Source organism: Mycolicibacterium pulveris, from assembly GCF_010725725.1.
GTDB lineage: Bacteria > Actinomycetota > Actinomycetes > Mycobacteriales > Mycobacteriaceae > Mycobacterium > Mycobacterium pulveris.
The window spans coordinates 2743319-2762489 of the sequence record NZ_AP022599.1 but is presented as its reverse complement, the minus strand read 5'-3'; the positions used below and the strand labels follow the sequence as shown (position 1 = coordinate 2762489).

The 19171-nt window shown below is 67.7% G+C and carries 18 protein-coding genes and 2 pseudogenes; 8 read left to right on the top strand and 12 right to left on the bottom strand.

Annotation, left to right across the window (positions count from 1 at the left end; all coding sequences use genetic code 11):
• Positions 1 to 9 precede the first annotated feature (9 nt).
• The 8 genes from G6N28_RS13330 to G6N28_RS13295 form a co-directional block, all read right to left on the bottom strand.
• On the bottom strand, positions 10 to 1032 hold the full coding sequence (locus G6N28_RS13330; RefSeq protein WP_163900950.1) for an MlaD family protein: 1023 nt from the start codon (positions 1030 to 1032) through the stop codon (positions 10 to 12).
• 6 nt (positions 1033 to 1038) lie between these two features.
• Positions 1039 to 1872, bottom strand: coding sequence for an ABC transporter permease (locus tag G6N28_RS13325; RefSeq protein ID WP_235674562.1), 834 nt, complete (start codon positions 1870 to 1872; stop codon positions 1039 to 1041).
• Positions 1872 to 2738, bottom strand: coding sequence for an ABC transporter permease (locus G6N28_RS13320; RefSeq protein ID WP_163900948.1), 867 nt, complete (start codon positions 2736 to 2738; stop codon positions 1872 to 1874). The genes G6N28_RS13325 and G6N28_RS13320 overlap by 1 nt, the downstream gene beginning before the upstream one ends.
• Before the next feature lie 117 nt (positions 2739 to 2855).
• A complete protein-coding gene (locus G6N28_RS13315) occupies positions 2856 to 3983 on the bottom strand; it encodes a DUF4185 domain-containing protein (protein ID WP_163906217.1) in 1128 nt (375 codons plus the stop codon).
• A 174-nt stretch (positions 3984 to 4157) separates the two neighbouring features.
• Positions 4158 to 5198, bottom strand: a complete 1041-nt coding sequence (locus G6N28_RS13310; protein WP_163900946.1) for an aspartate-semialdehyde dehydrogenase — start codon at positions 5196 to 5198, stop codon at positions 4158 to 4160.
• A 2-nt stretch (positions 5199 to 5200) separates the two neighbouring features.
• Positions 5201 to 6466, bottom strand: coding sequence for an aspartate kinase (locus G6N28_RS13305; protein ID WP_163900944.1), 1266 nt, complete (start codon positions 6464 to 6466; stop codon positions 5201 to 5203).
• Between the two features lie 109 nt (positions 6467 to 6575).
• On the bottom strand, positions 6576 to 7559 hold the full coding sequence (locus tag G6N28_RS13300; protein WP_163900942.1) for a bile salt hydrolase: 984 nt from the start codon (positions 7557 to 7559) through the stop codon (positions 6576 to 6578).
• 22 nt (positions 7560 to 7581) lie between these two features.
• Positions 7582 to 8037, bottom strand: coding sequence for a hypothetical protein (locus tag G6N28_RS13295; protein WP_170307896.1), 456 nt, complete (start codon positions 8035 to 8037; stop codon positions 7582 to 7584).
• A gap of 204 nt (positions 8038 to 8241) precedes the next feature.
• Between G6N28_RS13295 and leuA the strand changes: the two genes are divergently transcribed.
• Entirely contained in the window at positions 8242 to 10059 is a 1818-nt protein-coding gene (leuA, locus tag G6N28_RS13290; RefSeq protein ID WP_163900940.1) for a 2-isopropylmalate synthase, read from the top strand.
• Between the two features lie 13 nt (positions 10060 to 10072).
• On the opposite strand, the gene G6N28_RS13285 is transcribed toward leuA, so the two are convergent.
• Entirely contained in the window at positions 10073 to 11065 is a 993-nt protein-coding gene (locus G6N28_RS13285) for a DEDDh family exonuclease (protein ID WP_163906213.1), read from the bottom strand.
• Positions 11066 to 11160: 95 nt separating this feature from the next.
• Between G6N28_RS13285 and G6N28_RS13280 the strand changes: the two genes are divergently transcribed.
• Both G6N28_RS13280 and G6N28_RS13275 read left to right on the top strand, forming a co-directional pair.
• On the top strand, positions 11161 to 12462 hold the full coding sequence (locus tag G6N28_RS13280) for a Mur ligase family protein (protein WP_163900938.1): 1302 nt from the start codon (positions 11161 to 11163) through the stop codon (positions 12460 to 12462).
• Positions 12455 to 13171: a type 1 glutamine amidotransferase gene (locus tag G6N28_RS13275; protein ID WP_163900935.1), complete on the top strand. Its 717-nt coding sequence runs from the start codon at positions 12455 to 12457 to the stop codon at positions 13169 to 13171. Before G6N28_RS13280 ends, G6N28_RS13275 begins: the two co-directional genes overlap by 8 nt.
• Positions 13172 to 13256: 85 nt before the next feature.
• Here G6N28_RS13275 and recR read toward each other — a convergent pair whose 3' ends face one another.
• Both recR and G6N28_RS13265 read right to left on the bottom strand, forming a co-directional pair.
• Positions 13257 to 13868, bottom strand: a complete 612-nt coding sequence (recR, locus tag G6N28_RS13270; protein ID WP_163900933.1) for a recombination mediator RecR — start codon at positions 13866 to 13868, stop codon at positions 13257 to 13259.
• The gene (locus G6N28_RS13265) at positions 13869 to 14216 is read right to left on the bottom strand and encodes a YbaB/EbfC family nucleoid-associated protein (RefSeq protein ID WP_163900930.1); all 348 of its coding nucleotides are present in this window, start codon (positions 14214 to 14216) and stop codon (positions 13869 to 13871) included.
• Between the two features lie 99 nt (positions 14217 to 14315).
• Here G6N28_RS13265 and G6N28_RS13260 point away from each other — a divergent pair, with 99 nt between their 5' ends.
• Positions 14316 to 15065, top strand: a complete 750-nt coding sequence (locus G6N28_RS13260; RefSeq protein ID WP_163900928.1) for an Rv3717 family N-acetylmuramoyl-L-alanine amidase — start codon at positions 14316 to 14318, stop codon at positions 15063 to 15065.
• A 55-nt stretch (positions 15066 to 15120) separates the two neighbouring features.
• Here the strand turns inward: G6N28_RS13260 and G6N28_RS13255 are convergent, their stop codons facing one another.
• Positions 15121 to 15567, bottom strand: a complete 447-nt coding sequence (locus G6N28_RS13255; protein ID WP_163900926.1) for an SRPBCC family protein — start codon at positions 15565 to 15567, stop codon at positions 15121 to 15123.
• A gap of 62 nt (positions 15568 to 15629) precedes the next feature.
• Here G6N28_RS13255 and G6N28_RS13250 point away from each other — a divergent pair, with 62 nt between their 5' ends.
• The 4 genes and pseudogenes from G6N28_RS13250 to G6N28_RS13235 all read left to right on the top strand — a co-directional run.
• Positions 15630 to 17015, top strand: a complete 1386-nt coding sequence (locus G6N28_RS13250; protein WP_163900924.1) for an FAD-binding oxidoreductase — start codon at positions 15630 to 15632, stop codon at positions 17013 to 17015.
• A complete protein-coding gene (locus tag G6N28_RS13245) occupies positions 17012 to 18325 on the top strand; it encodes a class I SAM-dependent methyltransferase (RefSeq protein ID WP_163900923.1) in 1314 nt (437 codons plus the stop codon). The genes G6N28_RS13250 and G6N28_RS13245 overlap by 4 nt, the downstream gene beginning before the upstream one ends.
• Before the next feature lie 105 nt (positions 18326 to 18430).
• Positions 18431 to 18670: pseudogene (locus G6N28_RS13240) on the top strand (helix-turn-helix domain-containing protein); the annotation flags it as partial.
• Positions 18607 to 19143, top strand: a pseudogene (locus G6N28_RS13235) (tyrosine-type recombinase/integrase); the annotation flags it as partial. The pseudogenes G6N28_RS13240 and G6N28_RS13235, both read left to right, overlap by 64 nt.
• Between the last annotated feature and the right edge of the window lie 28 nt (positions 19144 to 19171).

Genomic DNA, 19171 nt, shown 5'->3' with positions numbered 1-19171 from the left:
GCCGGTCCCTCATCGAGGGGCCCCCATCGCATCCAGCGGCGCGGCCACGCCGGGCAGGGTGTCGAGAGTGATGTGCACCTGCAGCGCACGCTGCTCCGGCGAACCCTGATACATGAGCTCGAACCGGCGCCGCAGTTCGACCAGGGTTCCCGAGATGTTCCGTGCGCGAGCGATTCCGGGTACTGGGGTGGCAAGGGTACGCACCACCTGCGTCGCCGGAAGAAGGTCATCGACGTGCGACGACAGCAGCTGCCCGACCGCGCCGAACAATCCGGTCGAGGCAAGCTGCACGGTCGCCAGGAAGCGGTCCTGGAAGAACTCCTCGTCGCCGACCAAGCCGTTGTCGTTGAGCCGCTGCGCCAGATCGGCGGCACCGTCGACGAAAGACGGTGCAGCGACGGCTATTCCGGCGGTATTGCGGACCAGCCGCCCGGCGCTCACGGTCTGGACCTTGGTGACCGCGTTGGCGACCAGCAGCATCGTTTCCATCAACGGGTTGAGGCCGTCGACGTAGCGGGTGGCCCGGTCGATGACCGAGACCAGCTCCGGTGTCACGACACCGTTGGTGAGCTCACCGACCCGAGAGATCAACGACTGCATGGTGTAGTTGCCCCGAGGGACCAGGTCGAGTTGGGCGCCGTCACGCAGTAAATTCCCGCCGGCCGCTCCACGAATCAGGTTCACGCCGGTGACGCCGAAGTAGTTCGACGGCCGAAAGTCGATGGCCAGCGTGTCGGTGAGCCCCTCGGTCGGGCCCGGCGCAAGCGCGAGGTGCAGACGGACGCCGCCCTGTGGTCGGCTGCTGACCGAGGCCACCTCGCCCACCCGGATGCCGTGCATGATCACCGGGGCTCCGCGCGCCACGCCCTGACCGACGTAGGGCGTGTCGACGGTGATCGAGGTGCGCGGTTCGGCACGGCTGAACGGGTTGAGAACGATCAGTGCGGCCACCATCGCGACGGCGGCCACGAGCGCAAGCCCGATGCGCGCCAGGAGGCGCGCTTCCTGTTCGGCGGTGGTCCGAAAGAGCATTCCCCGTTACCCCCGGAACACGAATTCTGGTTGTAGGCCCCACATCGAGACCGTCAGCGTGAAGTTCACCACCACGATCGTCACCAGGCTGGCCCGCACCGCGCGGCCCGACGCCTCGCCCACCCCTACCGGGCCACCGGAGGCGAAATAGCCGTAATAGCAATGGATCAGCGTCACCAGCACGCAAAAGATGACGGCCTTGGTCGCCGAGTAGCCGATGTCAACGGGTGAGAGAAATTGGACGAAGTAGTGGTTGTAGGTCCCGCCGGGTTGGTCGCGGAACACCTCGACGACGGTGTTGGCGACGTAGAAGCTGGTGATCAGCACGACGAAGTAGCCGGGTATCACGCACAGCATCCCGCCGACCAGCCGCGTGCCCACCACGAACGGGATGGGCCGCAGCCCCATCGCCTCGGTGATGTCGATCTCCTCGGAGATCCGCATGGACCCGATCTCGGCCGTCATGCGGCAACCCGCCTGGATCGCGAACGCGATACCCGTTACCAGCGGCGCCATCTCACGGACGTTGGCGACGCCGCCGACGATGCCCGACAGCGCGCCGAAACCCATCAGGTTCAGGATGGAGAACGCCTCGATCGCGACCGAGGCGCCCATCGCCGCGCCCATGATGAGCAGCACGCTCAGCACGCCGCCGTCGACGATGATCGAGCCGCGCCCCCACGCCAATCCGTTCATGGCCTGCCACGTCTGACGGCGGTACCGCAGCACCGTCAGCGGCAGATACCACAGCGTCTGCGCGATGAACACCACCCATCGGCCGGCGTTGCGTAGCGCCCCGTGTGTGCCGTCCCGCGCCGGGAGCACGACCGCGGAGGCCACTACGAGACCTCCGCGGGGAAGAACATCGACGTCAGCTGGGTGATCGTGACGTTGGCGATGACGATGCACACCACGTTGAGCACCACCGCGGAGCTCACCGCGTCGGCGACGCCGCGCGGTCCACGCCTGGCCTCGATGCCGCGCAGCGCCGACACGATCCCGACGATGGCGCTGAACACCAGCGTCTTGCCCAACGCGAACCAGACATCGATCACCCGGGCGAACGAGCCGAACGACATCCAGAAGCTGCCCACGGTGACGCCGTTCACGCCGACGGCGATCAGATAGGACGCCGACACCGCGGAGGCGATGATCACGAAGCAGAGCAGCGGCGAGATCAGCACCAACGCCAGGAACCGCGGCACGACCAGGCGGCGCACCGGATCCACACCCATGGCCCGCAGCGCGTCGAGTTCCTCGCGGATCTGCCGGGCCCCCAGGTCCGAGGCAATGGCTGCGGCGGCCACCCCGCCCATCAGGAACCCGGCCGCCATCGGTGCGCCCTGCCGGATTACGCCGAACCCGCTGGCCGCGCCGACCATCGACGTCGCGCCGAGCTGATTGACCAGCCCGCCGACCTGCACCGACACCAGCGCCCCGATCGGGATCGCCATCAACAGTGCCGGCGTGGCCGTCACCCGAAGCAGGACCCAGGCCTGGACGAGCAGTTCGGCGACCGGCAACCGAAGCCTGACGGTGTCTTTGATCGAGAACTTCAGGATCGCGCCGGCCAGCAGCACCCCACGCCCGATGGTCCCGACACTGCGGACCGGTATGTCGGCGAGTCGAGAGGCGATGCCGCGCGTGAAGGGTGCTGCTACCGCCACGGCGCGAACCCGATGACCGCCAACGTCGCCGGCCCGCATCGACGCTCGCGGGTGAGTGACCGGAAGCCGGGTTTCATGCTTGGCATCCTCGCTGGTGAGACTTTTGATGTGAGGTTAGCCTGTCCTCCTTAGCGAGCGTTAATTACGTGTGCACGATCACGGCTTGAACGGGTTGACCGCGAACTGGATCACCCGGTACGGCGTGCCCCCGCGCGGCCCGGTGTTCCACTGGCTGACGAACACCCTGAGCTCATCGAGCGTGGAGCCCGGAGAGATGTAGCCGCCGTACGGCTGGGCCAGCCGGTTGTTCTCGGGCGGGCCGAGGTGTTCCACCGGCGTCGGCCAGTCGGTGGCGACCACCACCGTCGTGACCGGTGCGGTGCCCAATTGCGTCGGGTCGTTGGCGACGCGCACCTCCATGTTGCCGGTGGCGGCGTTGAAGTACGACAGCACCGTCTTGCCGTCGATCATGCGGATGCTCATCTCACCGATGTGGTCGGGCCACAGCGGTGTCGGCGGATGTCCCCAGCCCAGTGTCGATGACCATCCCTGCCAGCCGTCGCGGTCGGTGAAGCTCTGCGGGGGCACCCGGTACAGCACGACCGGCGAGGTGCGGTCGAAGTTGTTGGCCACGATGTAGACGAAGCCGCTCGGTGAGTCCGGCTTGGGGATCGGGTCGTAGTAGCCGCTGATCTGCGACTGCCGCCACTGCTGATACTCGGCCGGTCGCTCCGATCCCGGTACCGTCTGCCAGTTGCCTTGTCCTGGTTCGGCTTTTACCAGCCGCGAGCTTTGCGGATCCAGGTCGCGGACCGTGGTGACCATCATGTAGTTCTCGCGGTTGATCTGCACGACGCCGGCCGGCAATTGGGATGCGCCCGGCGGCGTCGGATCCGCCAGCAGCGGCTTGTCGATGCCGGTGACACCGACGTACTGCACGCCGCGGCCGTCGTTGATGGACTCGGTGTCAACGTGCAACGCGATCGGCGAGTACCAGCCGCCGTAGCCGACGCCTTGGCCCGCGAAGCTGTCCCCACACACCTGCAGGATGCCGCTGGGAAACTCCATGAACTCGCACAGGTCGGTGGCGCCGATGCCGTAATCCCTTGTCGGCGTGCCTGTTCCGGCGGTCGGTCCGATGCGGATCACCTGGCCGGGAGTCAGCGGTGGCAGCACCGGGCCGGGAATGGGCGCGGGCTGTGCGTGCGAAACCGCGCATGACGATGCGGCCACCAAGCCAACCAAAGCGAATAGTGCCGAGCCGACTCGGCGGCGCACGCCCATCTCCATTCCGATCGACAGCGTAACCACGTCCGGCAGGAGATTGGCCCCGAGTCACGAACTCGACAGGTGGCCGGGCCACAGCCCGCCGTGAGCGAGCGCCGAGATCGACGAAATGGCGAAAACTACTCGCACTTTTCCGCCCGAATGTCCCTTTGGGCGGATTGCCTGGGCGAATTACAGCTCGGCGGCCACCAGTTCGGCGATCTGGATCGTGTTGAGCGCCGCGCCTTTTCGCAGGTTGTCGCCCGACACGAACAGCGCCAGCCCTCGACCGTCGGGCACGCCCGGGTCCTGGCGGATGCGCCCGACCAACGTGTCGTCGACACCGGCAGCGGCCAACGGCGTCGGCACGTCGACCAGCTTGACCCCCGGCGCGCCGGACAGCAGCTCCGAGGCGCGCTCGACCGAGAGCGGCCGGGTGAACTCGGCGTTGATCGACAACGAGTGCCCGGTGTACACCGGCACCCGCACACAGGTGCCGCTCACCGCGAGGTCGGGAATGCCGAGGATCTTGCGGCTCTCGTTGCGCAGCTTCTGGTCCTCGTCGGTCTCCCCGGAGCCGTCGTCGACATAGGAACCCGCCAACGGCACCACGTTGAAGGCGATCGGCGCGACGTACGTGTCCGGCGCCGGGAAGTCCACCGCGCCGCCGTCGTGCACCAGGTCGCGGCTGCCGGAGACGACCGCCTGCGCCTGAGAATAGAGCTCGTCGACACCGGCCAGTCCGCTTCCCGAGACCGCCTGGTAGGTCGAGGCGATCATCCGCACCAGCCCGGCTTCGTCGTGCAACGGCTTGAGCACCGGCATCGCGGCCATCGTGGTGCAGTTCGGGTTGGCGATGATGTTCTTCGCCAGCTTCACGCCCCGCACGTCACGGTCGAAGTTGACCTCGCTGACCACCAGCGGCACGTCGGGATCCTTGCGCCAGGCCGAGGAGTTGTCGATGACCACCGCGCCCGCCTGCGCGAACCGCGGCGCCTGCACCCGCGACATCGTCGCGCCCGCGGAGAACAGCGCGATGTCCAGGCCGGACGGATCCGCCGTCGCGGCGTCCTCGACCTCGATCTCCTGGCCGCGGAACGGCAGCTTCTTGCCCTGTGAGCGCGCCGAGGCGAAGAACCGCACGCTGGTCGCGGGGAATTCACGCTGCTCGAGCAGGGTGCGCATGACCTGGCCGACCTGGCCCGTCGCGCCGACCACACCGATCGACACCATGGTTACCGCCCCGTTCCCGCGTAGACCATGGCCTGCTCGTCGCCGCCCAGGCCGAACGCCTCGTGCAGCGCCGACACCGCCTTGTCCAGCTCGGTGTCCTTGATCAGCACCGAGATGCGGATCTCGGAGGTGGAGATCAGGTCGATGTTGACCCCGACCTTGGCCAGCGTCTCGCAGAACTTCGCGGTGACCCCGGGATGGCTCTTCATCCCCGCCCCGACCAGCGACACCTTGCCGATGTGGTCGTCATAGAGCACCTTGGTGAAACCGATCTCCTTCTGCAGCGCGGCCAGCGTCTCCACCGCGAGCGGGCCGTAATCGCGCGGGCAGGTGAACGTGATGTCGGTTTTGCCGTCCTCGACCTTGGAGATGTTCTGCAGCACCATGTCGATGTTGATGTCGGCGTCGGCGACGGCGCGGAACACCTTGGCGGCGTAACCGGGCACGTCGGGGATGCCGACCACGGTGACCTTGGCCTCGCTGCGGTCGTGGGCGACTCCGGTCAGGATGGCGTCTTCCATGGGAATGTCCTCTATCGATCCGGTCACCAGCGTGCCGGGTTTGTCCGAGTACGACGATCGGACGTGGATGGGAACGTTGTAGCGGCGGGCGTATTCCACGCAGCGCAGCATCAGCACCTTGGCCCCGCACGCGGCCATCTCGAGCATCTCCTCGAAGCTGACCTGGTCGAGGTGGCGCGCGTTGGGCACGATGCGCGGATCGGCGGTGAAGATGCCGTCAACGTCGCTGTAGATCTCGCAGACGTCGGCGTCGAGCGCGGCGGCCAGCGCGACGGCGGTGGTGTCCGAGCCGCCGCGGCCCAGCGTGGTGACGTCCTTGCTGTCCTGGCTGACGCCCTGGAACCCGGCGACCAGCACGATCTGCCCCTCGTCCAGCGCGGAGCGCAGCCGGCCGGGTGTGACGTCGATGATCTTGGCTTTGCCGTGCACGCTGGTGGTGATCACCCCGGCCTGCGACCCGGTGAACGAGCGGGCCTGCGCGCCCAGCGAGTCGATGGCCATCGCGACCAGCGCGTTGGAGATCCGCTCCCCGGCGGTCAACAGCATGTCCATCTCGCGGGCCGGCGGCGCCGGACACACCTGCATGGCCAGATCCAGCAGGTCGTCAGTGGTGTCGCCCATGGCCGAGCACACCACGACGACGTCGTTGCCGGCCTTCTTGGTCTCCACGATGCGCTCGGCGACGCGACGGATCCGCTCGGCGTCCGACAGCGAGGATCCGCCGTATTTCTGCACGACGAGCGCCACTGAGCAAACCTTTCGAAGTTCGGGGGGAGAATCTCACCCAGGATATCGGTTGATCGAAACCGGATTTTCCCGCCGGTAGCGGCGCCGACCCTAGCCCGGATACCGGTGCCTACGCCACCGACAGAAACGCGAACGGCTCGGCCGGCTCGAATTTCGCGCTGGCGTCCCCGGCGTACACGGTCTTCTCGCCGTCGCCGAGGTTCAGCCGTTGCGCCGGGGCGCCCTCGGAGAAGTCGAGATTGGCCAGCTCGACCCAGAACGTGTTGGGCGAGAGCGCCGACTCGAAGAAGTAGCGCAGCGCCTGGTGGTCGACGGCCGTGCGCCACCGGGTCGAGGAGATGTTGGGCTCGTCGGCGGTGGTGATGCCGTACGGCACGGAGACGTTGCGCACCACGCTCATCACCACCGCGACCGCCTCGAGCGGGTCGGCCGTCTTGGGCACCGCGTCGATGTAGAACGACGCCCGCACGAACCGGTCGGCGGCGCGGTTGGTGCCGGGCAGCATCACGGTTCCGCCGATCTGCTGCCAGTACTCGGTGATCGCGAGCTGTTTGGCGAAGATGGGCGAGTTCGTCATCACCTGGTACTGGCGGCCGTGGTGGATGACCTGCTCGCCGTCGATGTACTCGACGATCGCGCTGTCTCCGGTGGCGTCGGACATGGCCAGGTGCAGGGTGGCCAACCGGTGCTGACCGGGCACCTCGGCCGTCACCACCCGCAGCGGCGTGGCGGTCAGCGCGGCGACGGCCTCGGCGACGGTGGCGAAGTTGTCCAGCACGTACTGCGCCCACAACGACAGCGCGACGGCCGGCCGGTCCCCGGTGTTGGACGGGTACTCGGACTCGGCCAGCCACAGCAGGTTGGCGGCCAGGCCGGCCTCGTTGACGCCGTCGGTGGTGCAGATGTCGTATCCGCTCGCGACCACGCTGCCGTACTTGGCCGTCCACGTCGCCGAATCGGGCCCGGCCTGCCCGGTGCGCGTCACCCCGCGGGGCAGCGCCCACAGATTGGTCCCGATCTCGAACTTCCAATCCATCGACCGGCCGGTGACGATCCGTTCGCCGGTACCGAGATAAACCACTCGAGTGCACACACCGGTCACCTTATGGGCGGCGTCAGCCGGCGCACGCCTCGGATAGGTGGGCGAGTTTCTGGCTGATCTGCGCGTTGATCGCGGTCATCTCGTAGTACGTCGGCGGGGCGGGCGCGCCCGGCGCCCGGGATTCGGCTTCGGCACGCACCTTGGACATCTTGCGGACGAATTCGTCGGCGAGGTTGGCCAACTGTGAGCTGGTCCACTCCAGATCGGGTGCGCTTCGGCTGACCTTCTGGGCGCGTTCGGCCAGCCCGTCGGCCCACGCCCGGTACGCCGTCTCTTCGGCCAGGGTCGGCAGACCCTCGCCCTCGCTGGACTTCGACTCGATGAGGGCGGCCTGAGATTGGTTGAACTGCAACAACTCTCGCACCGCGTCGCACTCGGCCGGCGGACGGTTGAACATGCTGTAGACCAACGCGACGATCACCGCCACCACCACCCCGATGGCGATCCACCACCGTCGATCAAGCCTCACCGCCTGAACTCTAACGATCGCCGTCGGCCGGTGGCAGCACCAGGGGTTTCTCAGCGCCCGCCGGCTTGATAGAGTGGCCCGGTGCAGCGGGTGCTCCTCCTCGGCAGCCGCGACGGGGTCTGATCCAGACCGGCTTCCCGTCGCGGGTGTTCGCGCTGCGCCGGTCGATTGTCGATTTTCCCCTCAATCCCGGAGCACCTCATCGTGACTACTTTCTCGAAAACTTCTTTCGATTCACCTGACGCCTTCACGTCGGCACGCGCCATCACCAAACCCGCCGGCCCGCCCAATCCCGGCCAGCCGCCGTGGAACACCCAGCGCGGCTCGTCGATGCCCGTTCATCGCTACCGCAGCTTCGCCGACGAGGTCGAGAAGATCACGCTGCCCGACCGCAGCTGGCCCGACCGGGTCATCGACACGGCGCCGTTGTGGTGCGCGGTGGATCTGCGCGACGGCAACCAGGCGCTGATCGACCCGATGAGCCCGGCCCGCAAGCGGCGCATGTTCGACCTGCTGGTGCGGATGGGCTACAAGGAGATCGAGGTCGGTTTCCCCTCGGCCAGCCAGACCGACTTCGACTTCGTGCGCGAGATCATCGAGCAGGGCGCGATCCCCGACGACGTCACCATCCAGGTGTTGACGCAATGCCGCCCGGAGCTGATCGAGCGCACGTTCGAGGCCTGCGAGGGCGCCCCGCGGGTGATCGTGCACTTCTACAACTCGACGTCGATCCTGCAGCGCCGGGTGGTGTTCAAGGCCGACCGCGAGGCCGTCAAGGCCATCGCCGTCGACGGGGCGCGCAAGTGCGTCGAGGAGGCCAAGAAGTATCCCGGCACGCTGTGGCGCTACGAGTACTCCCCGGAGTCCTACACCGGCACCGAGCTGGTGTACGCCAAGGAGGTCTGCGACGCGGTCGGCGACGTGCTGGAGCCCACCCCGGACTGGCCGCTGATCGTCAACCTGCCCGCCACGGTCGAGATGGCCACCCCGAACGTCTATGCCGACTCGATCGAGTGGATGAGCCGCAACCTGAAGCGGCGTGACAGCATCGTGTTGTCGCTGCATCCGCACAACGACCGCGGAACCGCCGTCGCCGCAGCGGAATTGGGCTACCAGGCGGGCGCCGACCGGATCGAGGGCTGCCTGTTCGGGAACGGTGAGCGCACCGGCAACGTCTGCCTGGTGACGCTGGGCATGAACCTGTTCTCCCGTGGCGTCGACCCGCAGATCGACTTCTCGAACATCGACGAGATCCGCCGCACCGTCGAGTACTGCAACCAGCTGCCGGTACACGAACGTCACCCCTACGGCGGCGACCTGGTCTACACCGCGTTCTCCGGAAGCCATCAGGACGCCATCAACAAGGGCCTGGACGCGATGAAGGTGACCGCCGACGAGCAGGACGCCGATGTGGATGACCTGCTGTGGCAGGTCCCCTACCTGCCGATCGATCCGCGCGACGTCGGGCGCACCTACGAGGCCGTCATCCGGGTGAACTCGCAGTCCGGCAAGGGCGGGGTGGCCTACATCATGAAAGCCGACCACGGCCTGGCGCTGCCGCGGCGGCTGCAGGTGGAGTTCTCCCAGGCGATCCAGAAGATCACCGACGGCGAGGGCGGCGAGGTGTCGCCGAAGGAGATGTGGGACGTCTTCTTCGAGGAGTACCTGGCGCCGACGCGGCCGCTGGAACGGATCCGGCAGAAGGTGACGGCCGCCGAGGTCGACGGCGGCACCGACACCGTCGAGGCGGTCGTCACGGTCGACGGCGTCGAGCACGAGATCGTCGGCACGGGCAACGGTCCGCTCGCGGCGTTCGTCGACGCGCTGGCCACGATCGGCATCCACGTCAACGTGCTGGACTACTCCGAACACGCCATGTCCTCCGGCGAAGAGGCCAAGGCCGCCGCCTACGTCGAGGCGTCGATCGGCGACACCACGGTGTGGGGCGTGGGGATCGCGACCTCGATCACCACGGCGTCGCTGCGCGCGGTGGTGTCGGCGGTCAACCGGGCCGCGCGCTGACCTGGGGCCTCGGCTAGAACAGCGCGAACTGCTCCCCGGCGGCCCGGGTGTCGGTGAACTCCTCGATGCCGGTGCCGGCAACGACGGCGTCGAGGTGGCTCAGGAAGTCGGCGTCGGTGACCAGCGGCACCCCGAGCTGTTTGGCCTGGTAGCCCTTGCCCTGTTCGGGTTCGGGCTCGTTGCAGATCATCAGCGAAGTCTCGAGGTCGACGGTGTCGGTGTAGGCCAGCCCGGCGTGCAGGATCCGCTCGATGAGCTCCTCGTGGGTGCGCTGCACCTCGGCCGACACCGCGACGCGCATGCCTTGCACCAGCGGCCTGCCGCGCACGTACCGGCCGGGGTTGAGGTACGGGCACGGCAGCCGCGCGGCCAGCATCTTCAGCGGGCGCAGTTCGTCGTGGGTGACCAGGCCGTTGGGCCAGCGGCGCCGCGTCACCGGATGCACGGGCAGCCACACCTTGCGTTCCCGTGCGCGCAGCAGCACCGGCTTGAGGATCTGGGCCAGCACCAGCGCGTCGTCCAGCGCGTCGTGCGGCTTCATCTGGGTGACGCCCCAGTGCGCGGCCAGGGTCTCCAGCCGCAGGTTCTCGGTGCCCAGATCCAGGCGGCGGGCCAACTCCACGGTGCACATCACGGTGTCAATCGGCAGCTCCTCGCTCACCAGCTCGGCCTCGGCGGCCAGAAACGAGTAGTCGAAACCGACGTTGTGGGCAACCAGGGTGCGCCCGTCGAGCAGTTCGATCAGCGCGCCGACGATGTCGCCGAAACACGGCTGGCCGTCCAGCATTTCGGTGGTCAGCCCATGCACATGGGTGGGGCCGGGATCGACGCCGGGGTTGAGCAGGCTGTAGAGGCTCTGCTCGACGTTGCCGTCGTCGCCGAGGGCGAGCGCGGCGATGCTGACGATGCGAGCCTGGCCGGGGCGGAAACCCGTGGTCTCCACGTCGACGACAGCCCAGCCGGCACCGGCTTCGTGTGCCGGGCGGCCCCATAAGTGGCTCACAATTCGAGGATGGCACGGTAGTCCGACAATCCAGGGACCTCGCGATATCGGTGTGCAGCGTGTCGGGACCCTTTTCGAGCCCTCATAGACTGCCGGGAATGGTCACGATTCGAGGGCGGGTCGCGCTGGCGACCGGCGCCGCGGCGCGATGGGCGTCGCGGGTCACCGGGCGCGGTGCCGGCGCGATGATCGGTGGCCTCGTCGCGCTGGCGCTGGACAAGTCGCTGCTGCGCCAGCTCGGCCGAGGCCGTCGCACCGTGGTGGTCACCGGAACGAACGGCAAGTCCACCACCACCCGGATGATCGCCGCGGCGTTGCGCACACTCGGCGACGTCGCCACCAACGACACCGGCGCGAACATGGACGCCGGTTTGGTCGCCGCGTTGGCCGCCGCCCGCGAGGCACCGCTGGCCGCGCTGGAAGTCGACGAGATGCACGTGCCGCATGTCTTGGACGCGGTGGAAGCCGGCGACCCCGATGTCATCGTCCTGCTGAACCTGTCGCGCGACCAACTGGATCGGGTCGGGGAGATCAACCACATCGAACGCACGCTGCGGGCGGGCTTGGCGCGGCATCCGTCGGCGGTCGTGGTGGCCAACTGCGACGACGTGCTGATGACGTCGGCGGCCTACGACAGCCCGCACGTGGTGTGGGTGGCCGCGGGCGGCGGCTGGGCCAACGACTCGGTGAGCTGCCCGCGCTCGGGTGAGATGATCGTGCGCGACGGTGCCCACTGGTATTCCAGCGGCACCGATTTCAAGCGACCCACCCCGCACTGGTGGTTCGACGATACGAACATCTATGGCCCAGACGGCATTACGCTGCCGATGACGCTGGCGCTGCCCGGGTCGGTCAACCGCGGTAACGCGACGCAGGCGGTGGCCGCGGCGGTGACGATGGGCGCCGACGCCACCGCGACGGTGAAGGCGGTGTCGGCCGTCGACGAGGTCGCGGGACGGTACCGCACCGTGCGCCTGGGTGCGCACACCGTGCGGGTGCTGCTGGCCAAGAACCCCGCCGGATGGCAGGAAGCGCTGTCGATGGTCGACAAACACGGTGCGGGCGTGGTGATTTCGGTCAACGGTCAGGTGCCCGACGGCGAAGACCTGTCGTGGCTGTGGGATGTGCGCTTCGAGCACTTCGAGGACACCCAGGTGGTGGCGGCCGGGGAACGGGGCACCGATCTGGCGGTGCGGCTCGGATACGCGCGCGTAGAGCACACGTTGGTGCATGACACCGTCGCGGCGATCGCATCGTGTCCGCCCGGGCACGTCGAGGTGATCGCGAACTACACCGCGTTTCTGCAGTTGAACCGGGAGCTGGAGCGTCGTGGCCCCAGGGGGCAGGAGCGTTGGGCCCACGTCCGTAGGACAGGGGACGACCGGGGAGAACATGGCTGAGTCGACGGTGCGGATCGGGCTGGTGCTGCCCGACGTGATGGGCACCTACGGGGACGGCGGCAATGCGGTGGTGCTCCGGGAGCGGTTGCGGCTGCGGGGTTTCGCCGCCGAAATCGTCGAAATCACCCTGGCGGATCCGGTACCCGCCGAACTGGATCTGTACACGCTCGGCGGAGCCGAGGACTACGCCCAGCGACTGGCCACCCGGCACCTGTTGCGCTATCCCGGCCTGCAGCAGGCGGTTTCGCGGGGAGCACCGGTGCTGGCGATCTGCGCGGCGATCCAGGTGCTGGGCCACTGGTATGAGACGTCGTCGGGTGAGCGGGTCGAGGGTGTCGGGCTGCTGGATGTGACGACGTCGCCGCAGGAGATCAGGACGATCGGCGAGGTGGTGTCGCAACCGCTGCTGCCTGAGCTGTCCGAGCAGCTCACCGGGTTCGAGAACCACCGCGGTGGAACGGTTTTGGGCGCGTCTGCGCAGCCACTCGCGCGGGTGATCAGCGGCGCGGGCAACCGGGCCGGTGACGGGTTCGACGGTGCGGTGCAGGGCAGCGTCGTCGCGACCTACCTGCACGGGCCGTGCCTGGCGCGTAACCCGCAGCTGGCCGACCACCTGCTGTCACGCGTGGTCGGCGAGCTGGCGCCGTTGGAGCTTCGCGAGGTGGAGCAGCTGCGCCGCGAGCGGCTGGCCGCCCCCCGCCGCGTCTAGGCCCATACACCCTGCGCCGAGATCGACGAATTGGCGGGTTCCGCTCGTGTTTTTCCGCCAAAGCGTCGGTCTCGGCGAAGGATAGTCACGCCATCGCGCGGCGGCCCGCCAGGGCCCGGCCCAGCGTCAACTCGTCGGCGAACTCCAGGTCGCCACCCATCGGCAGGCCCGAGGCGATCCGCGTCACCGTCAGCCCCGGGATGTCGCGCAGCATCCGCACCAGATACGTCGCGGTGGCCTCCCCCTCGGTGTTCGGGTCGGTCGCGATGATCACCTCGGTGATGTCCACGCCGTCGATGCGTTCCCCGATCCTGTTGAGCAGCTCACGAATCCGCAGCTGCTCGGGGCCCACCCCCGACAACGGGTCCAACGCCCCGCCCAGCACGTGGTAGCGGCCGCGGAACTCACGGGTGCGTTCGACCGCCTGCACGTCCTTGGGCTCCTCGACCACACACACCACCGATGCGTCGCGGCGGGTGTCGGAGCAGATGCGGCATCGATCGTCGTCGGAGACGTTGCCGCACACCGCGCAGTGCTTCACGCCGTCACGCACCTTCGACAACGCCGCGGTCAACCGGTCGATGTCGGGCGGCTCGACCGACAGCAGATGAAACGCGATCCGCTGCGCGCTCTTCGGCCCGATCCCGGGCAGCTTGCCGAGCTCGTCGATCAGATCTTGGACGGGGCCCTCGAACAATTACATCCCCGGCAGGCCGAGGTCACCCATGCCGCTGGCCAACGGCCCCAGCCGATCGTGCGCCAGGATCGTCACCTGTTTGGCCGCGTCGCTGATCGCGCCGACGATGAGGTCCTGCAGCGTTTCGGGATCCTCGGGATCGATCACCTTCGGATCGATCGACACCGCGACCACCTCGCCGCTGCCCTTCATCGTGACCTGCACCAGCCCGCCGCCGGCCTGGCCGTGCACCTGCGCATTGGCCAGCGCTTCCTGCGCCTCCATCAGCTGCTGCTGCACCTGCTGTGCCTGCGCGAGGAGCGCCGACATATCGGGCTGGCCTCCGGGCGGTGTGCCTCCGGGTTGCATGACGGTCCCCTTGCGTATTGGTATCGACTTGGTCTCTGTCGCCCGCATGGGGCGGTTTGGCCTTTCAGCGTAGTCGCGCTCGAGGCTACGGTGACGCCCGTGCCTGCCCGCCTGCGTGTCGGCGCCGCCATGGCTGCCGGTCTCATCGTCGCCGCGTCGACGCTCATCGTCCCTGCCGGTGACGTCCGCGCCGCCCCGTCCAACATTGCCGGCAAGATCGTGTTCCTCGATCCCGGACACAACGGCGCCAACGACGACTCGATCAGCCGTCAGGTGCCGACGGGCCGCGGCGGCACCAAGGACTGCCAGGCCAGCGGCACCTCGACCGACGACGGCTATCCCGAGCACACCTTCGCCTGGGACACCACGCTGCGGATCCGCCAGGCGCTCACCAAGCTCGGCGTGCGCACCGCGATGTCGCGCGGCAACGACAACGCGCTCGGCCCCTGCGTCGACGAACGCGCGGCGATGGCCAACTCGCTGAAACCGAACGCGATCGTGAGCATCCACGCCGACGGCGGGCCCCCGACGGGCCGCGGTTTTCACGTGCTGTACTCCTCGCCGCCGCTCAACGAGGCGCAGGCCGGCCCGTCGCCGCGGTTCGCCCAGATCATGCGCGACCAGCTGAAGGCCTCCGGGTTCGTGCCGTCCACCTACATTGGCACCGGTGGGCTCAATCCGCGCTCGGACATCGCCGGGCTGAACCTCGCCCAATACCCGTCCATCCTCGTCGAGTTGGGCAACATGAAGAACCCCGCGGACTCGGCGCTGATGAAGACCCCCGAGGGACGGCAGAAGTACGCCGACGCCGTGGTGCGCGGCATCGCGGGCTTCCTGGCCACCAACTAGCCGCTTTGCGCTCTAAGGGGTTGATTGCTCGCACCAGGTGCTTGTAATCGACCCCTTAACGAGATTCCCGCTCGACGTGGGACTTGAGGTTGGCCAGCACTTCGTCCTGGATCTTGCGCAACCCCAGCGGTGCGAAGATCTTTTCGAAGAAGCCGCCGACGCCGCCGGCGCCCTGCCAGGTGGTCTTGACCGTGACGGTGGCACCCTCGCCCGCGGGGGCGACGGTCCAGTTGGTGATCATCGACGAGTTGGCGTCCTTCTCGATGACGGTGTGCCCGGCGACGTCGACGGTGGCCTTGACGTCACGCACCCGCGACTTGGTGGCCTGCAGTTTCCACGACGCGACCGTGCCCGCGCCCTGCCCGCCCTCGAGCACCTTGTAGTCGCGGTAGTGCGGGGACAGGATCTTCGGGCGCACGGTCGAATAGTCCGCGATCGCCGCCAAGACCTTCTCCGGCGGCGCCTCGACCAAGACCGTGCTGGCTGCGCTGACCTGTGCCATCGGACATCTCCTGGTTTGACTGTGCGGTCGCATCGGCCGCGGACGCCGACTAGCGTATATCTGTGTCTGCTGAGAAAACCGACGCACGTGCTGCTGACGCGGCGGGGGTCCAGCGGCTCCTGGACAGCTACCGGGCGATCCCGCCGAACGCCACCGTTCGTCTTGCCAAACCGACCTCGAACCTGTTCCGCGCCCGCGCCAGGACCAAGAGCAAGGGCCTCGACGTCTCGGGCCTGACCGGGGTCATCGCCGTCGACCCCGACGCCCGCACCGCTGATGTCGCCGGCATGTGCACCTACGAGACGCTGGTCGCGGCCACGCTGCCGTACGCGCTCTCGCCGCTGGTGGTGCCGCAGCTCAAGACGATCACCCTCGGCGGGGCGGTCACCGGGCTGGGCATCGAGTCGGCGTCGTTCCGCAACGGGCTGCCCCACGAGTCGGTGTTGGAGATGGACATCCTGACCGGCGCGGGTGAGATTCTCACCGCCTCACCGGAACAGCACGACGACCTGTATCGCGCGTTTCCCAACTCCTATGGCACGCTCGGGTATTCGGTGCGACTCAAGATCGAGCTGGAACCCGTCAAGCCGTTCGTCGCGCTGCGGCACCTGCGATTTCACACGCTCGAGGACATGGTCGCCGCGATGGACCGCATCGTCGAGACCCGCGACCACGACGGCACCCCGGTGGACTACCTCGACGGCGTGGTGTTCTCCGCCGAGGAGAGCTACCTGACGCTGGGCACGCAGACCGCGACACCGGGACCGGTCAGCGACTACACCGGCCAGCAGATCTACTACCGCTCCATCCAGCACCCCGGCCAGGACGGCGAAAAGCACGACCGGCTCACCATTCACGACTACCTGTGGCGGTGGGACACCGACTGGTTCTGGTGTTCGCGGGCCTTCGGCGCGCAGAACCCGCGGATTCGCCGGCTTTGGCCCCGGCGCTACCGGCGCAGCAGCTTCTACTGGAAGCTCATCGCCTACGACCAGCGCTTCAACATCGCCGACCGCATCGAGATGCGCAACGGCCGCCCACCCCGGGAACGGGTCGTCCAGGACATCGAGGTGCCGATCACGCGGACCGCCGAGTTCCTGCACTGGTTTCTCGACAACGTTCCGATCGAACCGATCTGGTTGTGCCCGCTGCGACTTCGCGGCGACCAGAGCTGGCCGCTGTACCCGATCCAGCCCCACCGCACCTACGTCAACGTCGGCTTCTGGTCGTCGGTGCCGGTCGGACCGGAAGAGGGCCACACCAACCGGCTGATCGAACGCAAGGTCAGCGAACTCGACGGGCACAAGTCGCTGTACTCCGATGCGTATTACAGCCGCGAGGAGTTTGACGAACTGTACGGCGGAGAAACCTACAAGACGGTCAAAAAAAGCTACGATCCCGACTCACGTCTACTCGACCTGTATGCGAAGGCGGTGCAAAGACGATGACGACGTTCAAAGCACACCCGGCCCGGACGTCGAGCAGGAAGCTCACGCTCGCCGAGATCCTGGAGATCCTCGCCGGTGGCACGCTGCCGCTGCGGTTCACCGCCTACGACGGCAGCACCGCGGGCCCCGAAGACGCCCCGTTGGGCCTCGATCTGCTGACCCCCCGCGGCACAACCTATCTCGCGACCGCTCCGGGTGACCTGGGCCTGGCGCGGGCGTACGTCTCGGGTGACCTCGAGGCCCGCGGTGTGAATCCGGGCGACCCCTACGAACTGCTCAAGGCGTTCGCCGACAAGATGGACTTCAAGAGGCCGTCGCCGCGGGTGCTGGCCAACATCGTGCGGTCGCTGGGCTTCGAGCACCTCAAGCCGATCGCGCCGCCGCCGCAGGAGGCGCTGCCGCGGTGGCGCCGCATCGCGGAGGGGTTGCGGCACAGCAGAACCCGTGACGCCGAGGCGATCCATCACCACTACGACGTGTCGAACCGGTTCTACGAATGGGTGCTCGGGCCCTCGATGACCTACACCTGCGCGTGCTACCCGCACGCCGACGCGACGCTGGAGGAGGCGCAGGACAACAAGTACCGGCTGGTGTTCGAAAAGCTGCACCTGAAGCCGGGTGACCGGCTGCTCGACGTGGGCTGCGGCTGGGGCGGCATGGTGCGCTATGCGGCGCGACACGGTGTGAAAGCGATCGGTGTCACGCTCTCGAAGGAGCAGGCCACGTGGGCGCAGAAGGCCATCGCCGAGGACGGCCTGACCGATCTCGCCGAGGTGCGCCACGGTGACTACCGCGACGTGCGCGAATCCGGTTTCGACGCGGTGTCCTCGATCGGGCTGACCGAGCACATCGGCGTGCACAACTACCCGGCGTACTTCCGGTTCCTGCGGTCCAAGCTGCGCACCGGCGGCCTGTTGCTCAACCACTGCATCACCCGCCCGGACAACAGGTCCGCGCCGACCGCGGGCGGTTTTATCGACCGCTACGTCTTCCCCGACGGTGAGCTCACCGGCTCCGGGCGCATCATCACCGAGGCCCAGGACGTCGGCCTGGAGGTGCTGCACGAGGAGAACCTGCGCCACCACTACGCGCTCACGCTGCGCGACTGGTGCCGCAACCTCGTCGAGCACTGGGACGAGGCCGTCGCCGAGGTCGGCCTGCCCACCGCCAAGGTGTGGGGGCTGTACATGGCGGGCTCGCGGCTGGGCTTCGAGACCAACGTGGTGCAGTTGCACCAGGTGCTGGCGGTCAAGCTCGACAGCCACGGCAACGACGGCGGTCTTCCGCTGCGGCCGTGGTGGGCGCCCTAGCTGTAACTCTCAGACAGGTTGTGAACGGCGTGGCTAGCGGGAAGTAGGTGAAGACCTCCGGTATCGGTGTGGTAACCACACACTCCCCGATTCCGAGAGGTCCTCATGGTCCACGCTAACGCTTCATTGACTTCGCGCGGCCGGTTGCGGCTTGCGCAGGCTGTTGTTGATCAGGGTTGGAGCCTGCGGCGCGCGGCTGAGCGGTTCCAATGTTCACCGGCCACGGCCAAGAAGTGGGCTGATCGTTATCGGGCTGGCGGTGCGGCGGCCATGGTGGATCGTTCCAGCCGACGCTGGCCGCCACTGCGGAGGCCGAGTTCCTCAAGCACAAGAAGATCGGGGCGCACGGCGCCGAGATCGCCATCAGCCCTTCCGATATCTACGATCTGACTCAGTTGTCGTCGCGCACCGACCGGGTGCTGCCCAACGGGGTCTGTCTGCTGCCGCCGCTGAAGACCTGCGACAAAGGCAACGCCTGCCTGTCGTGCGGACACTTCGCCACCGACGCCACCCACATTGATGAACTGGTCGATCAGCGCACCGGAACACAGTCGCTGATCACGACACGCCGATCCCAGTACCGCGCCCGTACCGGGCGCGAACTGACCGACGACAATGTGTGGATTCACCAGCGCCGACGCGAAATCGCTTCCCTCGATGCCATTATCGAACGCCTCCGCGGTGACTCTGCAATCACCGCGGACGGTAAGACCGTCGCTGGGGCCGGCACCGCCCACCGGCTGCCACTGCTGCAGATCAAGACCCGCGGCAGCCACGAATCCGTGCTGCGTAAAGCCGACCCCGGTTCACCTCGATGAGCCGACGCCCCCCACCACCCACCGAAAA

Bases quoted from the DNA above. Each gene is read 5' to 3' on its own strand.
- G6N28_RS13330 (WP_163900950.1), bottom strand. From the start codon at position 1,032: ATGCTCTTTCGGACCACCGCCGAACAGGAAGCGCGCCTCCTGGCGCGC.
- G6N28_RS13255 (WP_163900926.1), bottom strand. From the start codon at position 15,567: ATGGCACAGGTCAGCGCAGCCAGCACGGTCTTGGTCGAGGCGCCGCCG.
- G6N28_RS13265 (WP_163900930.1), bottom strand. From the start codon at position 14,216: ATGCAACCCGGAGGCACACCGCCCGGAGGCCAGCCCGATATGTCGGCG.
- G6N28_RS13315 (WP_163906217.1), bottom strand. From the start codon at position 3,983: ATGGGCGTGCGCCGCCGAGTCGGCTCGGCACTATTCGCTTTGGTTGGC.
- G6N28_RS13310 (WP_163900946.1), bottom strand. From the start codon at position 5,198: ATGGTGTCGATCGGTGTGGTCGGCGCGACGGGCCAGGTCGGCCAGGTC.
- G6N28_RS13275 (WP_163900935.1), top strand. From the start codon at position 12,455: ATGGCTGAGTCGACGGTGCGGATCGGGCTGGTGCTGCCCGACGTGATG.
- G6N28_RS13280 (WP_163900938.1), top strand. From the start codon at position 11,161: ATGGTCACGATTCGAGGGCGGGTCGCGCTGGCGACCGGCGCCGCGGCG.
- G6N28_RS13320 (WP_163900948.1), bottom strand. From the start codon at position 2,738: ATGCGGGCCGGCGACGTTGGCGGTCATCGGGTTCGCGCCGTGGCGGTA.
- G6N28_RS13245 (WP_163900923.1), top strand. From the start codon at position 17,012: ATGACGACGTTCAAAGCACACCCGGCCCGGACGTCGAGCAGGAAGCTC.